Source organism: Arthrobacter sp. AD-310, assembly GCF_054656615.1.
The window spans coordinates 37,816-60,128 of the sequence record NZ_BAAHNO010000003.1; the positions used below are offsets into that span (position 1 = coordinate 37,816).

At 67.6% G+C, this 22,313-nt stretch carries 25 protein-coding genes; 9 read left to right on the top strand and 16 right to left on the bottom strand.

Annotated elements, in window-relative coordinates:
* Positions 1-69: 69 nt before the first annotated feature.
* From ACYQ1Z_RS01355 to ACYQ1Z_RS01385, 7 genes are all read right to left on the bottom strand, one after another.
* A complete protein-coding gene (locus tag ACYQ1Z_RS01355; protein ID WP_459790563.1) occupies positions 70-1,197 on the bottom strand; it encodes an acyltransferase family protein in 1,128 nt (375 codons plus the stop codon).
* 326 nt (positions 1,198-1,523) lie between these two features.
* Entirely contained in the window at positions 1,524-2,963 is a 1,440-nt protein-coding gene (locus ACYQ1Z_RS01360; RefSeq protein ID WP_459790564.1) for an SLC13 family permease, read from the bottom strand.
* On the bottom strand, positions 2,960-3,229 hold the full coding sequence (locus ACYQ1Z_RS01365; protein ID WP_459790565.1) for a hypothetical protein: 270 nt from the start codon (positions 3,227-3,229) through the stop codon (positions 2,960-2,962). The genes ACYQ1Z_RS01360 and ACYQ1Z_RS01365 overlap by 4 nt, the downstream gene beginning before the upstream one ends.
* Before the next feature lie 205 nt (positions 3,230-3,434).
* Entirely contained in the window at positions 3,435-3,818 is a 384-nt protein-coding gene (locus tag ACYQ1Z_RS01370; protein WP_459790566.1) for a universal stress protein, read from the bottom strand.
* Between the two features lie 40 nt (positions 3,819-3,858).
* The gene (locus tag ACYQ1Z_RS01375; RefSeq protein ID WP_459790567.1) at positions 3,859-5,829 is read right to left on the bottom strand and encodes a tripartite tricarboxylate transporter permease; all 1,971 of its coding nucleotides are present in this window, start codon (positions 5,827-5,829) and stop codon (positions 3,859-3,861) included.
* Positions 5,830-5,837: 8 nt separating this feature from the next.
* On the bottom strand, positions 5,838-7,031 hold the full coding sequence (locus ACYQ1Z_RS01380; RefSeq protein WP_459790568.1) for a Bug family tripartite tricarboxylate transporter substrate binding protein: 1,194 nt from the start codon (positions 7,029-7,031) through the stop codon (positions 5,838-5,840).
* A 57-nt stretch (positions 7,032-7,088) separates the two neighbouring features.
* Positions 7,089-8,168, bottom strand: coding sequence for a PrpF domain-containing protein (locus tag ACYQ1Z_RS01385; RefSeq protein WP_459790569.1), 1,080 nt, complete (start codon positions 8,166-8,168; stop codon positions 7,089-7,091).
* 276 nt (positions 8,169-8,444) lie between these two features.
* Between ACYQ1Z_RS01385 and ACYQ1Z_RS01390 the strand changes: the two genes are divergently transcribed.
* Positions 8,445-9,359, top strand: coding sequence for a LysR substrate-binding domain-containing protein (locus ACYQ1Z_RS01390; RefSeq protein ID WP_459790571.1), 915 nt, complete (start codon positions 8,445-8,447; stop codon positions 9,357-9,359).
* A 90-nt stretch (positions 9,360-9,449) separates the two neighbouring features.
* Here ACYQ1Z_RS01390 and ACYQ1Z_RS01395 read toward each other — a convergent pair whose 3' ends face one another.
* Positions 9,450-10,274, bottom strand: a complete 825-nt coding sequence (locus tag ACYQ1Z_RS01395) for an SGNH/GDSL hydrolase family protein (protein WP_459790572.1) — start codon at positions 10,272-10,274, stop codon at positions 9,450-9,452.
* Positions 10,275-10,500: 226 nt separating this feature from the next.
* Here ACYQ1Z_RS01395 and ACYQ1Z_RS01400 point away from each other — a divergent pair, with 226 nt between their 5' ends.
* On the top strand, positions 10,501-10,884 hold the full coding sequence (locus tag ACYQ1Z_RS01400) for a hypothetical protein (RefSeq protein WP_459790573.1): 384 nt from the start codon (positions 10,501-10,503) through the stop codon (positions 10,882-10,884).
* Entirely contained in the window at positions 10,877-12,970 is a 2,094-nt protein-coding gene (locus ACYQ1Z_RS01405) for a matrixin family metalloprotease (RefSeq protein ID WP_459790574.1), read from the top strand. The genes ACYQ1Z_RS01400 and ACYQ1Z_RS01405 overlap by 8 nt, the downstream gene beginning before the upstream one ends.
* Positions 12,971-13,092: 122 nt before the next feature.
* Here the strand turns inward: ACYQ1Z_RS01405 and ACYQ1Z_RS01410 are convergent, their stop codons facing one another.
* Positions 13,093-13,938 carry an alpha/beta fold hydrolase gene (locus tag ACYQ1Z_RS01410; protein WP_459790575.1) on the bottom strand — a complete coding sequence of 282 codons (846 nt, stop codon included), beginning with the start codon at positions 13,936-13,938 and terminating at the stop codon, positions 13,093-13,095.
* A 111-nt stretch (positions 13,939-14,049) separates the two neighbouring features.
* Here ACYQ1Z_RS01410 and ACYQ1Z_RS01415 point away from each other — a divergent pair, with 111 nt between their 5' ends.
* The 3 genes from ACYQ1Z_RS01415 to ACYQ1Z_RS01425 are packed head-to-tail and all read left to right on the top strand — an operon-like array spanning position 14,050 to position 15,454.
* Entirely contained in the window at positions 14,050-14,376 is a 327-nt protein-coding gene (locus ACYQ1Z_RS01415; protein WP_459790713.1) for an ArsR/SmtB family transcription factor, read from the top strand.
* Positions 14,373-15,137: a cation diffusion facilitator family transporter gene (locus ACYQ1Z_RS01420; protein ID WP_459790577.1), complete on the top strand. Its 765-nt coding sequence runs from the start codon at positions 14,373-14,375 to the stop codon at positions 15,135-15,137. Before ACYQ1Z_RS01415 ends, ACYQ1Z_RS01420 begins: the two co-directional genes overlap by 4 nt.
* Before the next feature lie 5 nt (positions 15,138-15,142).
* Positions 15,143-15,454, top strand: coding sequence for a hypothetical protein (locus tag ACYQ1Z_RS01425; protein WP_459790578.1), 312 nt, complete (start codon positions 15,143-15,145; stop codon positions 15,452-15,454).
* Here the strand turns inward: ACYQ1Z_RS01425 and ACYQ1Z_RS01430 are convergent.
* The 7 genes from ACYQ1Z_RS01430 to ACYQ1Z_RS01460 all read right to left on the bottom strand — a co-directional run bounded on the left by ACYQ1Z_RS01430 (position 15,417) and on the right by ACYQ1Z_RS01460 (position 20,661).
* On the bottom strand, positions 15,417-15,947 hold the full coding sequence (locus ACYQ1Z_RS01430; protein ID WP_459790579.1) for a hypothetical protein: 531 nt from the start codon (positions 15,945-15,947) through the stop codon (positions 15,417-15,419). The genes ACYQ1Z_RS01425 and ACYQ1Z_RS01430 overlap by 38 nt on opposite strands.
* Positions 15,944-16,666: an MFS transporter gene (locus ACYQ1Z_RS01435; RefSeq protein WP_459790580.1), complete on the bottom strand. Its 723-nt coding sequence runs from the start codon at positions 16,664-16,666 to the stop codon at positions 15,944-15,946. The genes ACYQ1Z_RS01430 and ACYQ1Z_RS01435 overlap by 4 nt, the downstream gene beginning before the upstream one ends.
* A gap of 2 nt (positions 16,667-16,668) precedes the next feature.
* A complete protein-coding gene (locus tag ACYQ1Z_RS01440; protein WP_459790581.1) occupies positions 16,669-17,097 on the bottom strand; it encodes an arsenate-mycothiol transferase ArsC in 429 nt (142 codons plus the stop codon).
* The gene (locus ACYQ1Z_RS01445; protein ID WP_459790582.1) at positions 17,094-17,750 is read right to left on the bottom strand and encodes an arsenate reductase ArsC; all 657 of its coding nucleotides are present in this window, start codon (positions 17,748-17,750) and stop codon (positions 17,094-17,096) included. Before ACYQ1Z_RS01445 ends, ACYQ1Z_RS01440 begins: the two co-directional genes overlap by 4 nt.
* A 38-nt stretch (positions 17,751-17,788) precedes the next feature.
* Positions 17,789-19,195, bottom strand: coding sequence for an FAD-dependent oxidoreductase (locus ACYQ1Z_RS01450; protein WP_459790583.1), 1,407 nt, complete (start codon positions 19,193-19,195; stop codon positions 17,789-17,791).
* 206 nt (positions 19,196-19,401) lie between these two features.
* Entirely contained in the window at positions 19,402-19,824 is a 423-nt protein-coding gene (locus ACYQ1Z_RS01455) for an arsenate reductase ArsC (RefSeq protein WP_459790584.1), read from the bottom strand.
* 162 nt (positions 19,825-19,986) lie between these two features.
* The gene (locus ACYQ1Z_RS01460) at positions 19,987-20,661 is read right to left on the bottom strand and encodes an arsenate reductase/protein-tyrosine-phosphatase family protein (RefSeq protein WP_459790585.1); all 675 of its coding nucleotides are present in this window, start codon (positions 20,659-20,661) and stop codon (positions 19,987-19,989) included.
* A gap of 46 nt (positions 20,662-20,707) precedes the next feature.
* On the opposite strand from ACYQ1Z_RS01460, the gene ACYQ1Z_RS01465 reads away from it, so the two are divergent.
* The 3 genes from ACYQ1Z_RS01465 to ACYQ1Z_RS01475 all read left to right on the top strand — a co-directional run bounded on the left by ACYQ1Z_RS01465 (position 20,708) and on the right by ACYQ1Z_RS01475 (position 22,269).
* The gene (locus ACYQ1Z_RS01465; RefSeq protein WP_459790586.1) at positions 20,708-21,448 is read left to right on the top strand and encodes an aquaporin; all 741 of its coding nucleotides are present in this window, start codon (positions 20,708-20,710) and stop codon (positions 21,446-21,448) included.
* 63 nt (positions 21,449-21,511) lie between these two features.
* Complete coding sequence (locus tag ACYQ1Z_RS01470) at positions 21,512-21,859, top strand: ArsR/SmtB family transcription factor (protein ID WP_459790588.1); 348 nt, start codon at positions 21,512-21,514, stop codon at positions 21,857-21,859.
* 128 nt (positions 21,860-21,987) lie between these two features.
* On the top strand, positions 21,988-22,269 hold the full coding sequence (locus tag ACYQ1Z_RS01475) for a hypothetical protein (protein ID WP_459790589.1): 282 nt from the start codon (positions 21,988-21,990) through the stop codon (positions 22,267-22,269).
* Positions 22,270-22,313: the final 44 nt, after the last annotated feature.

Consider the following 22,313-nt stretch of genomic DNA (forward strand, 5'->3'; position numbering starts at 1 on the left):
AAAAGGGGACGTACGACGTCGGGACGCCTCCGCCGTCGTACGTCCCTTTGGCCGGGCCCGGCAGCAGGGTCAGGAAGCCCGTCCGGCGGACACCAGTCCAGGCACCCGCGCCGGAGCGGGCTGCACGACGGCGGGGGCGAACCGTGCGTTGGCCCAGCGGCGGACGGGCGCCTCCACCAGCCGGTGCGAGACAACCGCGGCCAGCACCGTCAGGGCAGCGGTGAGCGGCACGCACAGCCACGGCGAAGGAACGAGCGGCAGCAGCAGGAGGTACACCGGCATGTGCCACAGGTACATGCCATAGGAAAGCTCGCGGCCGGGCCAGGCAAGCCAGGGATGGCTGAGGAACCTGCCCAGGAACCCGGCAGGCTGAAGGACCAGGGACCCGATCAGCAGCGCGGCCAGCACGGACAGCACAGCGGGTCCCACAGCCCAGAAGACACTGAACCACGGGCCGGCGTGGGTGGGTTCTTCCAGCAGGAACACTGCGGCCAGCAGCGCCGCCGCGGCCAGCGGACCGGCCCGGCGGGCGGCGGCCGCAAGGGATGCGTGGAGCCTGGATCCCTGGCGGAGGCAAGTGAACATCAGCGCCAGGGCGCAGCCAATGAGCAGCTCGTCCGCCCGGGTGTCGGGGCCGTTGTAGAGCCGGTTCAGAGGCGCCCCCGCTGCCACCAGGATGATCCGTTCCAGCACAAACGCCCCGGCCAGGCCGGCGGTGATCCAGGCGGCCGTCCGCACCTTCCAGAACCGCAGCAGCGCCAGCAGGAGCAGCGGCCACACCAGGTAGAACTGCTCCTCGACGGCGAGCGTCCAGGTGGGGCCCAGCGTTCCGCCGGTGATGGATTCGGCAAATGCTCCGGTGCGGGCCAGGTTCATGACGTAGGCCGCCGCGGGCAGCACGAACCCGGCCTCCCCGCCCCACCCCGACGACGGGAAGAGGAGCCCGCCGGCAAGAACCGCTGCGCACACCACCAGCAGCGCCGGCCACAGCCGGGCCAGCCGTTTGCCGTAAAAGACACCCAGGCCCAGCCGGCCGGTGGCCAGGCGTTCCTTCAGGATCAGGAGCGTGATGACAAACCCGCTCAGGGTGAAGAAGACGTCCACGCCGATCGAGCCGCCCGGCACCAGGGCGGTGGCGGTATGGAACAAAAAGACGCCCGCCACGGCGATGGTCCGGATCCCGTCGAGCGCATGCATGCGCCCCGAAACCAGGCTTGTTCCGGGGTGTGAGGGGTACTCCGAAGATGACAAATTTCCGCTGCTTGACCTAAAAACCACCTACCCAGCCTACATAACGTTTCGGTAACTGCGCTGGACGGAAGCTGGACGTATGCTCAAAACGGCGGCCTGGAGCGGGTGCCGTGCAGGTGCCTGCTGCCGAACGGAACGTACGACGGCGGGGGCCTCCGCCGTCGTACGTCACCTCCCAAGGCACCCCCACAGTCAAGAGTTTTTGTCCAGATAAGCAGGGCTAATCGACTTATAACCCTGCATATCTGGACAAAAACTCCGAGGGAAGGGGGCTACATAATGCCGGTCGGCACCAGCAGCGCCCAGGCCAGGACCGGGGCGGCCAGCACGATCGCGCCGGCGTAGATCATCAGCTGGCGGTAGACCCGCTGCCGGTCGTCCTCCCGGGCGTTGGCCACCACCAGGGCGCCGTCGGTGGAGAAGGGCGAGACGTCGACGACGGTCGCGGCCACCGCGAGCGCCGCAACGGTTCCGGAGGCGCTGAGCGTGCTGGTGGCCAGCAGCGGGCCCGCCATCGGGATGAACGCGGTGAGCAGGGCGGTGGAGGACGCGAAGGCGGAGCCGATGCCGATGACGTAGCAGAGCACCAGGGCGATCAGCAGCGGCGCACCCAGGGCCAGCGCCATCTCGGCGAGCGTGTCGATGACGCCCACGTGCTGCAGCAGCGAGACGTAGGTGATCATGCCGGCCACCAGCAGGACGGTCGACCAGGAAATGCCGCCGATGAAGGTGTGGTGCTCCTTGATGTTGACCAGGGCCAGCAGCAGGCCGGCGGAGAGGGCGACAAACCCGATGGGCATGTGGAAGCCCAGGGTGCAGACAAGCATCACGGCGATCAGCACGAGGGTGAGGATCTGCTGGCCCCGCGGACGGACGGCTGCCGAGGTGTCGAGGTCCATGCGCCCGCCTTCACCTTCGTGGAGCCTGCCGAGCAGGGCAAAAGCGACGATGGTGAGCACGGACAGGATGAGGTTGATCGCGAAGCTGGCGGCGAACAGCGAGCCCTGCGAGATGGGGAAGCCGTTCTCCTCGGCGATGTTGTGCACCAGCACGCCGGCCACGGACAGCGGGGAGAAGCCGCCGGCGTGGGCGCCGTTGATGATGAAGGCACCCATGACCACCGGGTGGATGCGGGACTCGTACGCGAAGCCAATGGCTGCCGGGGCGAGGAGCGCGACGGCGGCCGGCGAGAAGGTGCCGAGCGCCGTCAGGGCGGCGGCCAGCAGGAAGAACACCCAGGGCAGCACCATCGTCTTGCCCCGGACCAGGCGAACGCAGGACTGCACAACGATGTCGATGGTCCCGTTCCGCTGCGCCATGCTGAAGAAGTAGGTGACGCCGATGATGGTCAGGACGATGCTCGCCGGGAACTCGCCCAGGATTTCCTTGTCGCTCATGCCAAGCATGAAATAGCCCACCCCGAACGAGGCCACGAGCCCCATCACGCCGATGTTCAGCGGCCATTTGGTGGCGACGACGAACATCACCACGAGGATGGCAAGCGGGATAATCTGGGTCGCGGTCAAGGTCGGCTCCGATCCGGTGGCGGCCGCCGGGTCGAAGAGGCTCCCGCCCAGCACGAGCGCGGCCAGGCCCAGGATCAGGAAACCGGCCACTGCCACCAAAAGCATACGGCGGCGGGGGCGGCGCCCGGGGTTTTGCTCCGCGGTTCCGGCCGCGGGTGCGGCGGTGCGGTCCTCTGTCTTGATCACGGTTCACTCCTCGTGGCTTTGGGTGCGCGCCGGGATACGGTGACGCCGTCGCTGTGCAGGAACAGGGCACGGCCCTTGCCATGGTCTTTGTGGATCCACAACATGCTGCCGTCATGGGCGAGCAGGTCGATGCGGCCGGTGGCTATCGTCCGGCCGTTGTGCCGGATCTCCACTTCGTCCTTCTTGGACAGGGTGCACCAGTTGGGGACGGGTTGGGGCCGTACAGGTGTCCTGGCCGGGCCTGGCTGGAGTCGGGTGGTGGACAAGGCAATCGTTCCTTTTATTGCTGGCATGACGGGATGTAGGAAAGGAGGCAGGGGCCGCGGGGCCTCCTGCCTCCTTCAACTGCGCGCCCCTCCCCCGCGCCCGTCCTTCGGGGTTCCTGTTGCGATGGAATGCGGGGTGGGGCTGCGCCTGCCGGACAGGACCCGGCAGCCGGAGCGGGGCCGCCGGGCGGCCCCGCCGGAGGGTTCAGTTGAGCCGGTCGGCGCGGACGGCGAGGACCGGGCAGGTGGCGTCCAGCAGGATGCGCTGGACGGTGCTTCCGAGGATGAGCTTGCCCACCATGGAGCGGTGCCGCAGGCCAATGACGATCATGTCCACGTCCTTGTCCTGCGCAATCTGGATGACTGCGTCTCCGGGGTCGGAGAGGACCGAGGACTCCAGGGTCAGGTCCTGTCCTGCAGCCCGCAACCGGGCTTCGATGTCCTGCACTTCCTGGGGCTCGAGGCCGTGGTGCCCGCGGCCCACGTTGACGATCAGGAGGTCGGTCTTTCGAAGGACTGCTTCGGCAATGCCCTGGGTGAGGGCTTCCCGGCCTTCGGGGGCCGGGGCGTAGGCGACGAGAACCGTCATGGTCTTGCTTCTTTCCGGTAGGTGGTCAGGGCGGGTTGGGCTAGACGAGCGTGTTGAGCCAGCCCTGCGGCAGGTCGATGGGGAGCAACGAGGGCAGGGCGAGCAGCACGATGTACAGCGCCAGTGTGTAGATGATGGCCACCTTGAGGCGTGCCCTGGCGACGACCAGCAGGAACGCCGGGATGAACACCGTGACGGCGACGAGGTAGCCGAACGCGGCGGTCAGGGCCAGGAACGCCGTCATCCACAGGAAGGTCTTCATGGCGAAGCCGGCGTCGAGCGTCCATCCTGCTCCGGCTGTCCTGGCCCGGAGCCGGGTCCTGACCTCGGTAAAGAGCAGGATGCCGGAGAACACCAGCCCGCCGATGCTTACCAGTTGCGGCACCAGGCGTGCTTCGGGTGAGAAGGACTGGGAGGCAATCAGCGCTGCGGCGAAAGCGACGACGAAGATGCCTGCCGCGGCGAGGGACCAGGTGGAGTTCTTCAGCGGGCTCTCGTCGTCTTCGGGGCGCTCGTCGCGGTGGCCGTCGTCGAGGTTGGTGTTGCGGCGGGCGCGGATGAACTTAATGAACGCCCAGATCATGGGCAGCACCAGGATGGCGAGGAAGACGAGCACGCCGGGGCGTGCCATCCAGTCCAGGCCGTTGTAGAGGCTGTCAGTGAGGAAGTAGTAGCGCTCCAGCGGGATGGCCAGGACGAAGCCGATCAGGAACGGTGCCCGCGGGAAGCCTGTGGACTTCAGCAGCCATCCGAAGACGCCCAGGATGATCATCACCCACAAGTCGCCAAGCTGGCCGCCCTCCTGGAAGGAGCCGAGCAGCATGACGGCGACCAGGCCAGCCGCGAGGACGGCGAAGGGAACCTTGGTGAGCCGGGCGAGCTGCTTGACGCTGAGGAAGCAGAACAGGGCGCCGAGGATCGAGGCGATCGCGAAGGACCACACGATCAGGTACATCAGGTCCAGGTGCTCGGTGATGATGGACGGGCCCGGCTGGATGCCGTAGGTGAGGAGCATGCCCAGGAGCATCGCCGACGGGACGCCGCCGGGAATGCCGAACAGCAGGGTGGGGATCAGGTCGCCGGCCTCTACCGAGTTGTTGGCGCTTTCGGGGCCCACGATGCCGCGCGGGTCGCCCTTGCCGAACTTGCGCTTGTCCTTCGCGGTGGCAACGGCCTGGCCGTAGGCCAGCCACGTTCCTGCGGTGGCGCCGACGCCGGGCAGGACCCCGGCCCAGATGCCGATCAGGGCGCCGCGGATGACCTGGGTCCAGTGGGACAGCCATTCCTTGATGCCCTGGCCCCAGCCGCCGCCGAGGGTGATGTTCTCCTTCTGGCCGCGCCGCTGGCTGGCGCGGGAGGCGATCTCGGCCAGGCCGAAGATACCCAGCGCCACCGCGACGAGGGAGAGTCCGTCGCCGAGGAACAGGCTGCCGAAGGTGAAGCGTTCCTCCGCGGTGGTGGGCGAGGTGCCCACCATGCCGAGGACCAGGCCAAGCAGGCCGGCGGAGATGCCCTTGATGATGTTGCCGCGGGAGAGCACGGCGGCGAGGGCGACGCCGAGGACCGTCAGCATGAAGAGCTCGGGGCTGGCGAAGGAAAGGACCAGGGGCCGGGCCAGCGGAATAGCCAGGGTCAGGCCGATGGCGCCGATGATGCCGCCGGCCATGGAGGACAGGAACGCCAGTGTCAGTGCCCGGGCGGCCTGGCCTTTCCGGGCCATGGAGTAGCCGTCCAGCATGGTGACGCTGGCGGATGCGGAGCCGGGTGCACCGAGCAGCACGGCCGAGACGGTGTCGGAGGTATGGACGACGGCGAGCGCGCCGATCAGGAGCGCGAGCGCCTGGGGCGGTTCCATGCCGAAGGTGATGGGCAGGAGGATCGCGACGGCGCCGGTGCCGCCCAGTCCCGGGATGAGGCCCATGACAAGACCGGCGACGACGCCGATCAGGAGCATCAGCAGCAGGGACGGATCAGCAAGTGATGCCAGCGCTGCCATAGCGGAATCAAGCATGGTGGTCCTTATTCAACGTGGATGTTGTATTTGCTCTCGAGCAGGTCCTTGACGTAGGTCCTGACGGAGCTGCTGACGGTGTAGGCGGCCCGGACGCGGTCTGCCATGTCGGCGTCCGCCACCAGGGGGTAGCCGCCGAGGACTTTGGCGGCTTTGGCCTGGAAGTCCTTGTCCGCGCCGAGTTTTTCGCTGGATTCGCGGAGCAGCGTCACGGCCTTTTCGGGTGTCTTTTCCGGGACCCAGAGGCCCTTCTGGTAGGTGTAGGTCAGGCCCAGGAGGGTCTTGTAGGCTTCGAACTTTTCGCCGGAGGGCTTCTTGCCGTGCAGCTCTTCGTAGGCCTCGGGGACCGTGGGAACATCCGGGAAGTTCGGGTCCCGGACGACTTCGCCGGAGCTGTCCAGCTGGCCGAAGGACATCAGCACGGTGGCTTTGCCCTCCTTGGCGATGCCTTCGACCGCGGACCCGTAGGCCGACGTGGTCTGGTAGTCCAGGTCGATTTCGCCGCGCTGCAGCGCCAGGTTGACCGGGCCGCGGCCCTCAAAGCCGAAGGTGGAGGTGACGTCGGCTTCAAGGAGGTCGAATGCCACCAGGGTGGTGATGTCCAGGCCGGTGGCGCTGATGCCGCCGAACTCGAGGGGCTTGTCCCGGTTGATGAGGTCCTTGACGCCGGTGACGCCTGCTTCGGTCCGCGCGTAGATGACACCGCCGGTGCCGTTGACGACGACGGGCTGCAGGTTTTCGAAGGAGTACTTCACTGCGGTGCGGCCCAGGACCCACGGCACCACGGTCGAGGCGGTGCCCACCAGGATCTCGGTGCCGTCGGTTTTGGCGGACCGGGCGAACTTGTTGGTGCCGGAGATGCCTTCACCGCCGGGCTCGTTGACGGGCGCGAACCCGGGACGGCCGGGCACGTAGTTGGTCAGTTCGGTGCCGATGAACCGTGCCCAGGTGTCGGTTCCGCCGCCGGATGCCAGCGGGATGAGGAATTCCAGGGTTTCCCCCTCGAAGTTTCCGTCTTCGGTGCTGGACGGCGGGTTGAGGAGGCCCTCGCCCAGGACCGTGGTGCCCAGCCCAAGGATGGCCAGGGCGCCCACTGCGGTGAGGATGGTGCGGCGGGAATGCTTCGGCGGATCGGGGAGTTCCGTGGGCTCAGGTGACTGCATGTCCCCAGGAGGTTCCAGGGAGGATTTTTGGCTCGTCATTGAGGTGTCCTTTGTTGGGAGACCGGCGCCTTGCGGCGGCCGGAGTGGTGTGGACTGTTACCAGGTGTCGGGGAGCAGCAGTTCTGCGTCTGCCAGGCGGCGGGCGCTGCGGAGGGCGCCGACAACCGGGGTGCCGTCCCGGTTTTCGGCCCAGGTCTGGACCAGGCCGGCGGGGGTCCGCATGGTGACTCCGGCGGACACATCCCCGGTGATGAGGTTGGAGGCAACGGTTCCGGGGTGCTGGGCGGCCATGGTCAGGGCGACGCTTCCGGTGATCGCGAGGGCGGGGTGGAGGCGGCCCATGGAGAGCATCCGGACCACCAGGTCGGCGTCGTCGCCGTCGCCGGCCCTGGCCACGAGGGCAAGCTTGGGGATGGCGCGTTCCGCGTCCGCCCGGGTTTCCGCGAGCCCCATCTGGACGGCGGCGTCCCGGCGCATGTCGTCCAGGTGCACCAGGAGTTCGGTGCGGGAGTCAATCTCCGCGGCGGTCTCGTGGCCGGTGAGTCCGACTGACTCGGCTTCGACGATGACGACGGGGGCGCCGGCGTCGATGAAGGTTGCAGGCACCTGGCGGCCGTCGAAGGTGACCTTGTCCTGCGGTTCCCCGGTGGGGAACAGCTTGCCTGTGGTCCTTCCGGCGGGGTCGAAGAAGCCCATGCCGACCGGCATGCCGGGGAACGGGACGCCGGGAATCATCTGCGTGCCCGAGTGCCCAAGTTCGCCACCGGGGGTATCCACCTTCTGCAGGATGAGCTGGTTGGTGTTCGTGTTCAGGGTGCGCACCGCCGTGGTCTCAGGGCCGGCGGCGACCCAGCCGCGCTCGATCGCGTAGGGGGCGACGACGGCGGAGCAGTTGCCGCAGTTGCTGCCCCAGTCAACGCGCTGCTCGTCGATGCCGACCTGTGCGAAGGTGTAGTCGACGTCGGCGTCCTCGCTGACGGACCTGGCCAGGATGACGGCTTTGCTGGTGGTGGACGTGCCGCCACCCACGCCGTCGATCTGGCGGTTGTCGGGGCTTCCGAAGAGGCGAAGGAGCACCTCGTCCACGGTCTTGCCCGGAACCTGGAGGCTGTCCCATTCGAAGACCCAGCACTTGCTGGTTCCTCCACGCATCCACGTAGCTGGGATCTTGAACATGTTTGCTTTCACCTTTCCCGGGGCCCGGATTGAGGCCCTCAGCCGTACTGGCTTAACCAAGTGTGATGCGCACCGCAGATGAATTACAAACGCTAAAAAATGCAGGTCTATGCACTTTTACTTCAATCATCGGCGGTGAAAATGCCCTGGTTGGACTGACTTTCGGCAGAGCTGGCCCGCGAGCCCGATAGAACGCCCGCGAAAGCACGCCAAAGATGAAGTACTTGTATAAAATCAGCAGGAGGGTGTTACAAACGCTTCAAGGAGGAACGGGCTGTGCTGAACATTAGAAGGCTGGAACTGCTGCTGGATGTGGTGGAACTGGGGTCCATCACCGCCGCGGCGGACAAGCACGTGTACTCGCCGTCGGGTGTTTCGCAGCAGCTGCGCCGCCTGGAGGCAGAAGTGGGACAGCCGCTCCTGCAGCGCCAGGCCCGGGGCATGGTGCCCACGGACGCCGGGCACGTCCTGACCGCGCACGCCCGCCGGATCCTGCGCCAGATGGCGGCCGCCGAGGCGGACCTGGCCGAGATTGCCGGCCTGAACCGGGGAAGCCTCACCATGGGGACCTTCCCCACCCTCGGCGGGTCCTTCCTTCCCCTGGTCATCAGCAAATTCAAAGCCCAGTACCCGGCCATCGACCTGCACGTGCGCAGCAGCCGGTTCAACGACCTCATTGAGATGCTGGAGAACGGCCAGGTGGGCATGTCGCTGTTGTGGGACTACGAGTGGAACCGGATCAGTCCGGAAAACTTCGCGCTCACCACCGTGTTTGAGGACGCCACTGCCCTGATCGTCGGCAAGGACCACCGGTTCGCGCGGCGCAAGCAGGTGGACATGGCGGACCTGGCCGGTGAGGAATGGATCGTCCGCGAGGAGGAGCACCCGGTGGTCGAGGTACTGCACCGCAGCGCCCAGGCCGCGGGGTTTTCGCCCAGGATCTCCTTCCACGCCAACGACTACCAGGAGGCGCAGGCGATGGTCAGCGTGGGACTGGGTGTGGCACTCGCGCCGCGGACCGCCGTCGTCAACAAGCATCCCGGCGTGAGCATCGTGTCGCTGGGCTCCAGCGCCCCGTCCCGGCGCGTGCTGCTGGCCCACCGCCACGACAGGGTCCGGGCCGCGGCAGAGATCGCGTTCCAGGCGACCCTGCTCGAAGTGGCCAAGGAGAACAGCGCCGACTTCCGGTAAACACCTCCCCCTCGGAGTTTTTGTCCAGGTATGCAGGGTTCACCTGTGCTTAACCCTGCATACCTGGACAAAAACTCGATCTCGGCGGGGTTATTGGACGAGCGCGCGCCAGGCTTCCAGGAACTTCGCCGCGATATAGGCGTGTCCGGCAGCGTTCGGGTGTGCCCCGTCGAAGTCGTACCCGGGGCTGTTGGCAGCGGTGAACCAGCCGCCCTCGACGGCGTCAACAAAAGGAGCGCCGGCCGCTTCGGCTCCGGCGCGGACCGCTGTGTTCACCGTGCGGAGTTCCTCGGCCAGCGGCTGCGGCGCAGACGGCCCCAGGACCACCACCTGCACGCCCGGCCAGAACCGGCGTGCGGCTTCAATGGTCTGCGTGGTGGCAGCCCGGACTTCATCCTGGCTCGTGACCTGGGCATCGTTCTGTCCGCCCTGCAGGATCAGCACGTTGGGGACAAAGGAGGGATTGGCCGCAACGGCGCGCAGCCGGGTTTCGTACTCGCCATCCAATTCGTCCTGCGCCCCGCCGCCCCAGGCGAACCCGGTTCCGCCCACGCCGTCGATGTTGGCGGGATAGCCGAGCTCCTTGGCCACCACGTTTGCCCATCCCTGGCCTGGGCTGCCGGCACCGTCCCCGGCCGTGTACGAATCACCGAGAATCAGGACGACGGGCTCGGCCGGCAGCGCGATCTTTGGCCGGGACACGGGTGTACCTGTGGCCGTAACTGTGGCGGTCGCGGTGGGTGTGGGCGTCGCAGCGGGGGTTGCCGTGGCTGCCGGTACCACAAGCGAAACTGCGGGTTCGGGGGCAGCTGCGCCGATACCGCGCGGGTTCATCAGGGCGAGCGCCGCCACCCCGAATGCCGCCACGGCCAGCACGAACAGTGCAGCGTACTTGATCCAGTCCCGCTTCGTCATGCCACGCCCCCATTTCCCTTAATCGGGGCCATATTACCGTCCGGGCCACGGTGGACCGGCATACCCGGGCGGCGGTCGCGGGGCACTTTGGCGGCTGCCGCCGTCGTAAATCAGGAAGAAAGGCGGCGTGTCCGTGTGAAAGTGCCCCACGACGGCCGTAACGGTGCAGTAACGCTCCTCTGGTGCACTACTTGCTGTGGGTTCCCTCGCAGCTGAGGACGGGGTAATGGGGCAGCCATGGAGTTCGATCCGGGTGGCGGGCTTGGTGATGGACGTCCCTGGCCAGTTCGCGCCCTCGGCCGAGCGCGGCATCGAGGGCAGCGCCGCCGTCCTCGAAGGCGCCGGAATGCGCCTGACCGTTGACGCCAGCCCGTTCGCCGACCCGCTTACCGGCTATGCAGCCAAACCCGGCTACGCGCATTGGCGGGAGTCCCTGGGCACCAGTACGGCGGACTTCGTCCTCTTCGAGGAGGAGGGCATCCTCACCGTTGCCGCCAGGATCCCGGGCCAGGGCACCGCCGTCATCCATCAACGCGCCGGTGCAGGCCGGGATACCGCCCTGCAGATCCTGCGCAGCATCCGAACAGATCAAGGAGAGTCAAATGCCTGAAGAGCAGTACAGTTCGGCCCCTTACCTGGCCGCCGTCGAAAACACCTCCCCGGGTGAACGGAGTCCGGGATTCAGCAAGGTCCAAAGCTACCTGGAACGCTTCGGCTACCTTGGACCGTCAACGGCCAGGGAACTCGGCGTCCTGGACGATCCCACCGCCGGGGCCCTGCGCAGCTTCCAGGAGTTCTTCCACCTTCCGGTGACAGGGGTTTTCGACGACGCCACCCGGGAAGCCATGATGCGGCCCCGCTGCGGGCTTCCGGACATGCGCAACGGCGACCTGGCGTTCTCCACCACCTGCGCCTGGGCGGACCGGACGCTCACGTTTGCCTTCGACACCGGAACGGATGATGTGGCAGGCAGCGCCGAGTTTGATGCCATCCGGCGGGCCATCACCACCTGGCAGAACCTGGGCGGGCTGACGTTCACCGAGGTGGCCCTCGGCTCCAGCCCGGACATCAGGATCGGCTGGCGGCCGGCCGCGGACCCGGACCACTCGATGGTGGGCGGCGTCCTGGCCCACGCCGACTTTCCGCCTGGCTGCAGCGTCATCACCAACACGCTGCCCAAACCTGTCCACTTCGACGACAGCGAACACGTCTGGAGCGTCGGCGCCGTAGCCAGCGCCTTCGACATCGAAACGGTGGCGCTGCACGAGTTCGGCCACATCGTCGGGCTCGCGCACTCCAGTGTGGCCAACGCCGTGATGGCCCCCACGGTGTCCGCGAATTTCACCAAACGGGCCCTCACCCAGGACGACATCGACGGGTTCCGGGGACTCTACCCGCCAGCCCCGGAGGCCTGGTCCGGCTGGAACTCGCTCGGCGGCGTCATCACCTCCGATGTCACCCTGGGCAGGAACAAGGACGGCCGGCTGGAGGCCTTCGCCCGCGGCACCGACGGCGCCGTATGGCACCGGTGGCAGACGGCGCCCAACGGCAACTGGGCAGGCTGGAACTCCCTGGGCGGCGTCATCACCACCGAGATCGCGGCGGCGAACAACCTGGACGGCCGGCAGGAAATTTTCGCCCGCGGCACGGACAACGCCCTGTGGCACCGGTGGCAGACCACACCCAACGGCAACTGGGCAGGCTGGAACTCCCTGGGCGGCGTCATCACGGGTCCCCCGGCCACCGGCCGCAACGCCGACGGCCGGCTCGAGGTGTTCGCCCGCGGCACCGACGGCGCCGTGTGGCACCGATGGCAGACCACGCCCAACGGCAACTGGTCCGGCTGGGCGTCACTGGGCGGGGTGATCACCTCGGAGATCGCGGTGGGCAAGAACGCGGACGGCCGGCTCGAAGTCTTCGCCCGCGGCACCGACAACGCCCTCTGGCACAAGTGGCAGACGGCGCCCAACGGCAACTGGTCCGGCTGGGTCTCCCTGGGCGGCGTCCTGACCTCCAACATCACTGTGGCCAGCAACGCCGACGGCCGCCTCGAGGCCTTCGTCCGCGGCACCGACAACGCCCTCTGGCACAAGTGGCAGACCGCACCGAACAGCGGCTGGTCCGGCTGGGCGTCCCTTGGCGGCATCCTCACCTCGGATATCGCCGTGGGCAAGAATGCAAGCGGCCGCCTCGAGGCCTTCGTCCGCGGCACCGACAACGCCCTGTGGCACATGTGGCAGACCGCACCCAACAGCGGATGGTCCGGCTGGCACTCCCTGGGCGGCATCCTCACCTCCAACATCACGGTGGCGAGCAACGCCGACGGCCGCCTCGAGGCCTTCGTCCGCGGCACGGACAACGCGCTCTGGCACCGGTGGCAGAACCGGCCATTCCTCACCGAAGAGACCACTGGTGCTGCCGGCGCCGCGGCCATGACCGGGGACACGGACCGGGAGAGCAGCGCTGGCGGCGCCCTGAAGACGGCCGACATGCCGGCAGGCGCCATGGGCGGGACGGCCACCAACGGCCAGCGCCAGCCGGCCGCCCCGGGCATGCCCGCCGGGGCCATGGACAGCGGAGCCCAGGACGGCGGGGTGAAGGACAGCGGAAAGAAGGACGCCGGTACCGCTGGCAGCGCCCCGGAACCCGCTGCGGAACTGATGCCGGCAAACGGCATGCAGGCACCGGTTGGTTGAGCCGGCCCGGCACGGGGTAAGAACCGGACGAAGAACCCCGCGGACAGAGACCCGATGCGGGGTTCTTCGCTTGCGTACGACGGCGGCAAGCGTCCGCTGTCGTGACCTCGCCTGGGGCGGTGCTAGCGGTCGGACCAGCCGGTGGGCGCGGGAGCGTCAAGGAACGTGAGCACTACGTCACGGACGAGGTCAGTCCGCGCCAGCCCGAAAAAGTGCGTGGTGCCGGGGAAGACCGCAAGCTGGGAGGCGGGGACGCCCTCGAAGTCGCCGTTCACGTCTCCCCCGCGGAGCTGGAGGAACTTCACGGCGTGGTCCAGCCTGACCATGTCGCAGTCGCCCACGGTGATCAGGGTGGGGGCGGCGATGCCGCGGATCTCGTCGTCGCTCCACCCGGCCTCGCCCTCACCGTAGTGCGCGAGTTTGTCCAGGAGGCCCTGCAGGTGCTCCCGGTCGGGATGCGGCGACACGGCGAGGTAGCGTTCCTCCATTGGGGTGCCGGCGATCATGTCCACCGTCATCTCGGCGACCGCTTCGCTGTTGCCGCCCCGGTCGCCGTCGGGCCGGAATGCCACCGACGACACGATGAGCTTGCGCACAAGCTCCGGGTGCCTGACCGCGAGGTGCAGGGCCACTGCACCTCCCACGCTGAACCCGAACACATCAACCTTGCTGACGCCAAGGTGCCCAAGCAGCCCGACGACGTCGGATGCCAGGTCCGCCGTGCGCAGCGGCCGGTCGATGTCGTTGGTCCGGCCGTGCCCCTGGAAATCGGCGGCGATCACCCGGCGCCCCGCCAACAGGGCGGGAATCAGCTGCCCGAACTGCTGTTCAATGTCGAAGAGCCCGCCGTGGAGGAGGAGCAGCGGAGTAGTGTCGCTGCCGGCATTGCCGTGCAGCTCGTGGTACATCCGGAGCCCGTTGACATTGGCGTATCCGGTTTCGGGTGCGGCAGGTGCCTCGGCGGTCATCCTCGAACTCCTTTGGCCTGGGTAGGTGGCGGATTCTCAAATCCTGACACGGTCTCCCAGGTTTGGCCGTACACGATTGCGTGAATACATCCATGGATGTACTTTGGGTCCATGGAGACGCTCACCCACGCGCCGGTGCTGTCCCGGTTCGGTTTCGCGGTCTCGGACCCGACCCGCGCCCGCATCCTTTTGGCACTCTCGGAGGCGCCGTCCTGTCCCTCGGATCTGGCGGAATCACTCGGTGTTTCGAGGCAGAGCATGTCGAACCACCTGGCGTGCCTGCGGGGATGCGGGCTGGTCGTCGCAGTGCCGGATGGGCGGCGGACCCGGTATGAGCTCGCCGATGCGCGGCTGGGACATGCCATCAAGGACCTGCTCGGCGTTGTCCTGGCCGTCGACCCCGCCTGCTGCGCGCCTGATGGGGAGTGCGTCGCATGAGCACGCTGGTGCGGACGCCTGATGTGGAACGCCGGGCGGTCCTGACCCGCCGGATCCGGCTGTTCGCTGCCGCAACCATCACCTACAACCTCATCGAAGCTGTCGTGGCGCTCTGGGCAGGCGGCGTCGCCGACTCCTCGGCGCTGATCGGCTTCGGGCTTGATTCGGTGATCGAGGTGGCGTCCGCACTGGCCTTGTCGTGGCAGTTCTCGGCAAAGGATCCTGAACGGCGGGAGCACCTGACCCTGCGGATCATCGCCGTCTCCTTCTTTGCCCTCGCCGCCTTTGTGGCAGTGGACGCTGTTCGTTCCCTCACTGGGGCTGGCGAAGCGCAGCACTCGACGCCAGGGATTATCATCGCGGCGCTGAGCCTGGCGATCATGCCCGTGCTTTCCTGGGCACAGCGCCGGGCGGGCCGGGAGCTTGGGTCACTGACGGCTGTGGCCGATTCCAAGCAGACCCTTCTCTGCACCTACCTCTCAGCCTTCCTGCTGGTGGGCCTGGTCCTGAACAGCGCCCTCGGCTGGTGGTGGGCTGACGCAGGGGCCGCCCTGGTGATTGCCGGTATCGCCGTTCGGGAAGGCATCAATGCCTGGCGGGGTGACGCCTGCTGCACCATCCCTGGAACGGGCGCAGAGGACAACAACGGCTGTGACTGCTGTGCTGGCGCTGCAACGGATTCCAAGCCCGCTCCCGTCCCGGCGAGGATCACCCTCGACCAGGCCCGGGAAAGCGGTGAACGGTGTCGGAACGATGGTTGAGTGCCGTGCAATGTGAACTGCGGGTCATCCCCCACTGCCCCCATGCCACTCCCGCCCTGGAGCTGTTCCGCGGGGCCCTGGCTGCCGAAGCCATGGATGGTGCCGTGCAGGTTGTCGAGGTGGTTGATGGGCAGGGTGCGGTGGCGCTGATGTTCCGCGGTTCGCCCTCGTTTATCGCCGATGGACGCGATTTGTTCCCCTCGTCCGCCCCGCCGGGCTTCGCATGCAGGGTCTATCCCACCGCCGAAGGACCTGCCGGGCTTCCGTCCCTGCAGGACCTCAAGGCCGCCCTGCGCTCCGTGGAGACCCGCCGCTAATGGACTCTTGCCCGATTTCGGCCAGCGGTGCCGCTGCGGCGGCAATAAACACCGCCACGCCGGCGGCTGCCGCCATGGCCCAGGCCATGGCGGTGTAGCTGCCCAGCCAGCCCGCTATTGCCGGCCCGGCGGCCGGTGCAAGGGCTGCGACGGCGGTTAGCGGGGCCGCGAACATGCCCTGCAGGGTGCCGAGGTTTTGGCTGCCCCACCGCTGGCCCACGATTGTGGCCTGCAGGAGCGTTTGGCACCCGCGGACAGCACCGGCCAGCACGCCGGCAGCAATGAGAAGGGGCGCGGGCCCGGGAAGGAGCGCAAGCAGAAGGGCAGCAGCGGCGGCGGTTCCGGTGATCACCAGGATGCGCGCGCGGGCAGGGATGGCGGCAAAGAGCAGGCGGCCGCCCACCTGTCCGGCCCCGACAAGTCCCAGGCCGAGTGCGGCCGCTGCGTAGTCAACGCCCTTTTCCATGAGCAAGGGAATGATGTTCAGCGTCACGGGTACAGCCCCAGGCAGAGCAGGACCATGAGTGCTTGCAAGCCCAAGAATTCGCGGCTGCGCCGGATCGCACGGACGGTCGCCCGGCTACCGTCCGTCAAGGCCTCCGGCAGGGGCGGAGCCCAGTCCCGGTTCAGGTAGCGAACATGCAGGGGCACCGTGACCACGGCCAGCACAACGGCGAGGGCAAGGAAGGCGCCACGCCAGCCCAAAGCGGAACAGAGGGCAGCAGTAAGAGGGGCGAAGATGGTGGACGCGAAACCGGCAACAAGCGTCAGGACGGTGAGCGGCCGCACCCGGGCAGGCCCGTACCAGCGGCTGATCACGGTGAACGCCGGCTGGTACAGCACCGCGGCCTGCGCCGTTCCGGCCAGCAGCCAACCCGCCGCGAACAGGGGCAGGTTCGGCGCCGCGGCCACCACGACCAGCGCGAGCACACCCCCGAGGGACCCCGTGGTCATCAGGTTCCGCGGACCGGCCCGGTCCAGGAATCGCCCGACGGCGACCCCCGCCGCCGCGGACACAACAAGGCCCGCGGAAAAGGCTGCCGTAATCAGTGTGGGGTCCCACCCGGTGTCGCTGCTGATGGGCCGGACCGCGGCCAGCAGCGCGTAGTAGAGCACGCCCCACGCGGTGGTTTGGGTGATGCAGAGCGCGGCGAGGCCGCCGCGGGGTGCTCCTTCCGCGACCAGGATCCGGGATACCGCGGGGGCGGGCACGGCTACTTCCCGGTGAGCTCCGGGTAGAGGGCCTGCACCCGGGTTTTGATGTCGTCCCGGACCAGCCGCATCCGCTCCATGCCTTCGATGCCCCGCTCCGAGGGTTCGTCGGTTTCCCAGATCTCGAAGCGTTTGCCCTCACGCGGTTCGAGCTGGGCTTCGGTGCCCAGGACGATGATTGCATCGACGCTGTCCAGCACCTCATTGGTGACGGGTTTGGGGTGTTCGCCTTCAACGCCTATGCCGAGCTCGGCGAGGGAGTCCACGGCCTGGGGGTTCAGGGACTTGCCGGGTTTGGTGCCGGCGGAATGGACGGTGACAGTATCGGCGGCCAGGTCCCGCATGAGGGCGGCCGCGAGCTGGGATTTGCCGCCGTTCTTGCTGCAGACGAACAGCACAGCCGGTTTTTTGGATGTGGTTTCTTCAGTCATGAGTGGGAAGTTTCCTTGGTGAGTGAATCGACGAGGGTTTTGACGTGGTCGTGGATTTGGTCGCGGATTTCCCGCACTTTCTCGGGGGGCTGGCCTGCCGGGTCGGGCAGGTCCCAGTCCTCGTAGCGTTTGCCCGGGTAGATGGGGCAGGAGTCCCCGCAGCCCATGGTGATCACGACGTCGGACGCGCGCACCACGTCGTCGGTGAGGGGCTTCGGATAATTCCGGGTCAGGTCCACGCCCATCTCGTTCATGACTGTGGCAACGGCCGGGTCGAGCCGCTCTGCAGGCAGGGAGCCCGCGGAACGGACGTGGATCCTGCCCTTGGCCTCGACAGTGAGCAGCGCCGCGGCCATCTGGGACCGCCCGGCGTTCTGTACACAGACGAACAGGACCTCGGGGACCTCCGACGCGATGGCGCCCTTGGATTTGGCCAGGGCGCTGAGCCGGTCACCGGCGAAATGTTCGGTCGTGGCGGGCAGATAGGCGCTGATCTTCGCGGTCCGCGCCAGGGCGGTGTAGGACTCGAAGACGTACCGCTCGACCGTTTCGGCAGCGAAGATCCCGGCAAACTTTTCACCGAGGCGGGCACTGATCCGGTGCAGGAGCTCGGTATTGTCCTGCAGCCCAAGCTGTACTTGATGTTCGTTCATCGCAGCGCTCCAGTGTCGAGGTTCATGAGAGGCTCGGGTCAGTCAAGGCCGGAGCGGCCGTGGGTCAGCCCCGTGGGGAACCCGACGAGCACCGGTTCCGGCGTGCCGCAGCAGCCGTCCGCAGCGGCGGCCGACGGCGGGATGGCACCTTCCGCCGTCGTCATTCCCACCGCGGCGGGGACATCGCAGCTGGTGCCGGCGTCAGTGGAGCAGACGCCTGTTTCCGGAAGCTCGAGCTGGACGGTGTCGGCGGCTTCGCGGTCCCCGGCGAGGGCGGCGACAACGGAGCGGACCTGTTCGTAGCCGGTGGCCAGCAGGAAGGTGGGTGCCCGGCCGTAGGATTTCATGCCGACGATGTAGAAGTCCTTGTCCGGGTGGGCGAGGAGCTTCGCGCCGTGCGGCGGGACGGTGCCGCAGGAGTGGAATTCGGGGTCGATCAGCGGGCCCAGCTCCATGGGCGCTTCGACGGCGGGGTCGAGGTTGAGCCGGAGTTCGCGCAGGATGTCCAGGTCCGGGCGGAAGCCGGTACACGGGACGATAACGTCGGCTTCCAGGGTGCGGCCATCCACGGCAGCGACGGTCACGCCTGAGTCCAGGGCTTTGAGCGACGCGATGCCGAAGCCGGTTTGCAGCCCAATCTTGCCGGCCTCGACGAGGCGCCGGAGCCGGCCGCCCAGCTGGCCCCGGGCGGGCAGCCCATCGGCGTCGCCGCCGCCATAGACCTTCTCAGCGGTTGCTCCGCGGACGGCCCACAGGATGGTGGTTGCCGGCGCCTCCTTGGCAAGGTCGGCGAGGCTGATCAGCGTGTTGGCCGCGGAGTGTCCCGCGCCGACGACCAGGACGCGGCGGCCGGCGAACGCTGCCCGGTCCCGGCCGGTGACGTCAGGAAGGGGCGAGGAGATCCGGTCCGCGGCGGTGTCTTCGCCGATGGCGGGCAGGCCGGAGGTCCCCAGCGGGTTGCGGCCGGACCAGGTGCCGGACGCGTCGATGACCGCCGCGACGGTGTGGTCCCGGGTTTCACCGTCGGCGTGCTCGACGCGGACCGTGAACGGGGTCTCGTCCCGGTTCCGGACGTGGGTTTTGTCCAGGCCCTGCCGGGTTACGGCCACCACCCGGGCGCCGGTCTGCAGCCGGGACGCGATCTCCGGCAGCGCGGCCAGCGGCGCGACGTAGTTGTCGATGAGTTCCCCGCCGTAGGGAAGGGCGGTGGGGCGCGGAGATTCCCAGCCGGCGGCCTCGAGCAGACGCTGGGCCGCGGGGTCGATGTTGAACCGCCAGGGTGAGAACAGCCGGATGTGGCGCCATTGCTCGATGGCCGCGCCCGCCGCCGGTCCTGCCTCGAAGACCACGGGCTCCAGGCCGCGCTCGAGCAGGTGGGCCGCGGCCGCCAGGCCAACGGGTCCGGCGCCGATCACGGCAACGGGGAGGTTCTTGCTCGAATCCATGCTGTCCTCTTTCGTGGGTAGGTGGGTGGTGCGGTTCGGTGGGGCACCTGCCCAACTAGGTAGCAGTAAGTGTCGTTTTGGAGCGTCAAAACGACAGTTACTGCTACCTAGTTGGGTGGGGACGGGGTTCAGCAGTCCTGATCGTCATCGCAGCAGTCATCGCTGCAGCATCCGGCTGGCATTCGGCTCACCTCCTCCCGTACTGGTTATTTGGAGGCGGGGATGAGGGATTCGATCAGGTCCTCGATGCGGGTCTTGATCTGGTCCCGGATGGGGCGGACGGACTCGACGCCTTTGCCGGCCGGATCCTCGAGCCCCCAGTCCTCGTAGCGCTTGCCAGGGAAGTACGGGCACTCGTCGCCGCAGCCCATGGTGATGACCACGTCGGATTCCTTCACGGCTTCGGTGGTCAGGACCTTGGGGACCTCGGCGGACATGTCGATGCCGAGTTCGGCCATCGCCTCGACGGCGGCGGGGTTGATCTTGTCCGCGGGCTGGGACCCGGCGGAGCGGACCTCGATCCGGCCCTTGCCGAGGGTGGCCAGGAAGGCGGCGGCCATCTGGGAGCGGCCGGCGTTGTGGACGCAGACGAACAGGACGGAAGGCTTCTTGGCGGTTTCGGTGCTCACTGGTTGTCTCCTGGAGATCGGTTACTGAGGGGTGGAATCTGTTGAGGTATCCACGCCCGCACGCCCTGCGACCAAATATTGATGTTGATCGATGTAAGGAGTATCGGACGCTTTATTGATGGTTGTCAATATTAACTTTGGGGCGGCAGCCCGCCCGCTTGATCAGGCCGCGCGCAGCCGGGGCGCAAGGTCATGGATTCGGCCGGAAATGTCCTTGAAGGCGGCCTCGAACGCTTCCTCCGTATTGAGCCGCAACGGGTCCGGCACCGACCAGTGGACACCCCCGAGCGCGGGAAGCTCCTCGTGGGCGTTGTCGCATACCGTCACGATGAAGTCGCCCCCGTCGCGGGACGCGGCCAGCTTCCGCGGTGCGACGTCGGGCAGGTCCAGCCCATGGCGGCGGGCGACGTCGACAGCTCCCCGCGAGATCCGGTCCGCCGGGTGCGTGCCGGCGGAGGTGGACGGAATGTCGCTGACCTGCCGCCACAGGGCGGCGGCAAGCTGCGAGCGGGCACTGTTGCGGGTGCAGACAAACAGGATGCGCTCGGCCCCGTGTTCGACGCCGGGTGCGAGCCCCTCCAGCGCATCCGCGGCAAGGCGGATGTAGCTGCGCCGCTTGTCGGCTTCGGAGCGGTGGCGGGTGGCCAGCCCCGCGGCCTCGAGCGTCCGCAAATGATGCGAGAGCAGGTTGGACGGCATGTCCAGTTCGGCCTGCAGCTCGGTGGGCGATAAGTCACCCAGGGTCAGCAGGTCCACAATCCGCAGCCGGGCAGGATCGGCGAGCGCTGCGTGCTTGGCTACCCGGGCACGGAAAGCATCAGCTGGATCAGTTTTCATTGACTCAATTTTGACTGAGTTAATTATTTCGGTCAAGCTTGATGCCATGACTTCCTCCCCACCGCCCCTTTGGCGCCGCGCCACAGCCGAGCTCCTTGGCACCAGCCTGCTCGTGATGATCGTGGTCGGCTCCGGGATCGCGGCCCAGCAGCTCTCCCCCAATGATGTCGGACTGCAGTTGCTCCAGAACAGCACCGCCACCGTCCTGGGCCTGACGGTCCTGATCCTGGTGTTCGGGCCCGTCAGCGGCGCGCACTTCAACCCGGTGGTCTCGCTCGCGGACTGGATTTTGGGGCGCCGCTCCGGCTCCGGCCTCACCATTCCGGAGCTCGGCACCTATGTGGCGGCCCAGGCCCTGGGCGCCGTCAGCGGCAGCGTGGTGGCGAACGCCATGTTCGACGTCGGGACCGCCATCTCGGGCAAGGACCGCGCCACCGGCGGGCACCTCCTGGGTGAAGTAGTGGCAACGGCCGGGCTCATCCTGCTGATCTTCAGCCTGGCCGCCACCAAACGGGGGGTCCTTGCCGCGCCCGCGGTGGGCGCATATATCGGCGCGGGGTACTGGTTCACGTCATCAACATCGTTCGCGAACCCGGCCGTGACGGTTGGCAGGATCTTCAGCGACACCTTTGCCGGCATCGCACCGGGCTCCGTGCCGCCCTTCATCGCCGCGCAGCTCGTCGGCGCGGCGGCAGGTTTGGGCCTGGTGCTGCTGCTGTTTCCCTCCGCCGGACGGGCGGCAGACGACGTCGTCCTTCCGCACGGGGCAGGCAAGCCGGCATCCTAGCCGCCGTCCGCCAAGCGGGGCGCAGCACATTGATGACCGTCAATATTGGCGCATAATGGGTACATGAAGCTGCTGCCCGTTCTTGACCCTGCCACGGAAGAAACCTGCTGCGCACCGGCAGGGACAGCGCTGGGAGCCGAAGAGGCAAAACAACAGGCCGCCGTCTTCAAGGCGCTGGCCGACCCTAACCGGCTGCGGTTGCTTTCCATCATCAAGTCCTCGTCTTCCGGCGCAACCTGCGTCTGTGACCTCACCGATCCGCTGGACCTGAGCCAGCCCACGGTGTCGCACCACCTCAAGATCCTGGTTGACGCCGGGTTGCTGCAGCGCGAAAAGCGCGGAACGTGGGCTTACTTCTCGCTGGTTCCCGGCGCCCTGGACGACGTCGGCGGCCTCCTGGCAAACCTGTGAGGGTACCCTGCGCGAAACTCCATCGAATTGAGAAGTTGGCCAAACCGTAACCTGCGGAGCATTCCTTCGCCGGAGAACACCGACTACTGTCGTCAGCACCATCCGGCACCAACGGAAAAGAGGCGGCGATGAGCATCGACATCGAAATTGGTAGCAGCCTCAGCAACGAGGACGCAGCGCACTTTGCAGCCAAGGCGGAAGCAATCACCACGGCGATGCAGCAGGTCCGGGACCTGCACCCGGCGTACAGCTGGGTGTGGACGGACGAGATCCGCTGCCGCGGCTGCAATGCCAGCCTTGAGATCCCCCTTCTCGCCAGCACCAACGCCAACGCGGACAAGGCACTGGCGGCGCACCAGTCGGCGCAGCTGGACGTTTTCCTGGCCGGCGGCGGTACCACGCAGCTGTAGCGAGAGTACGACGGCGGCGCGCGGCCGCCGTCGTCCGCTTCCGT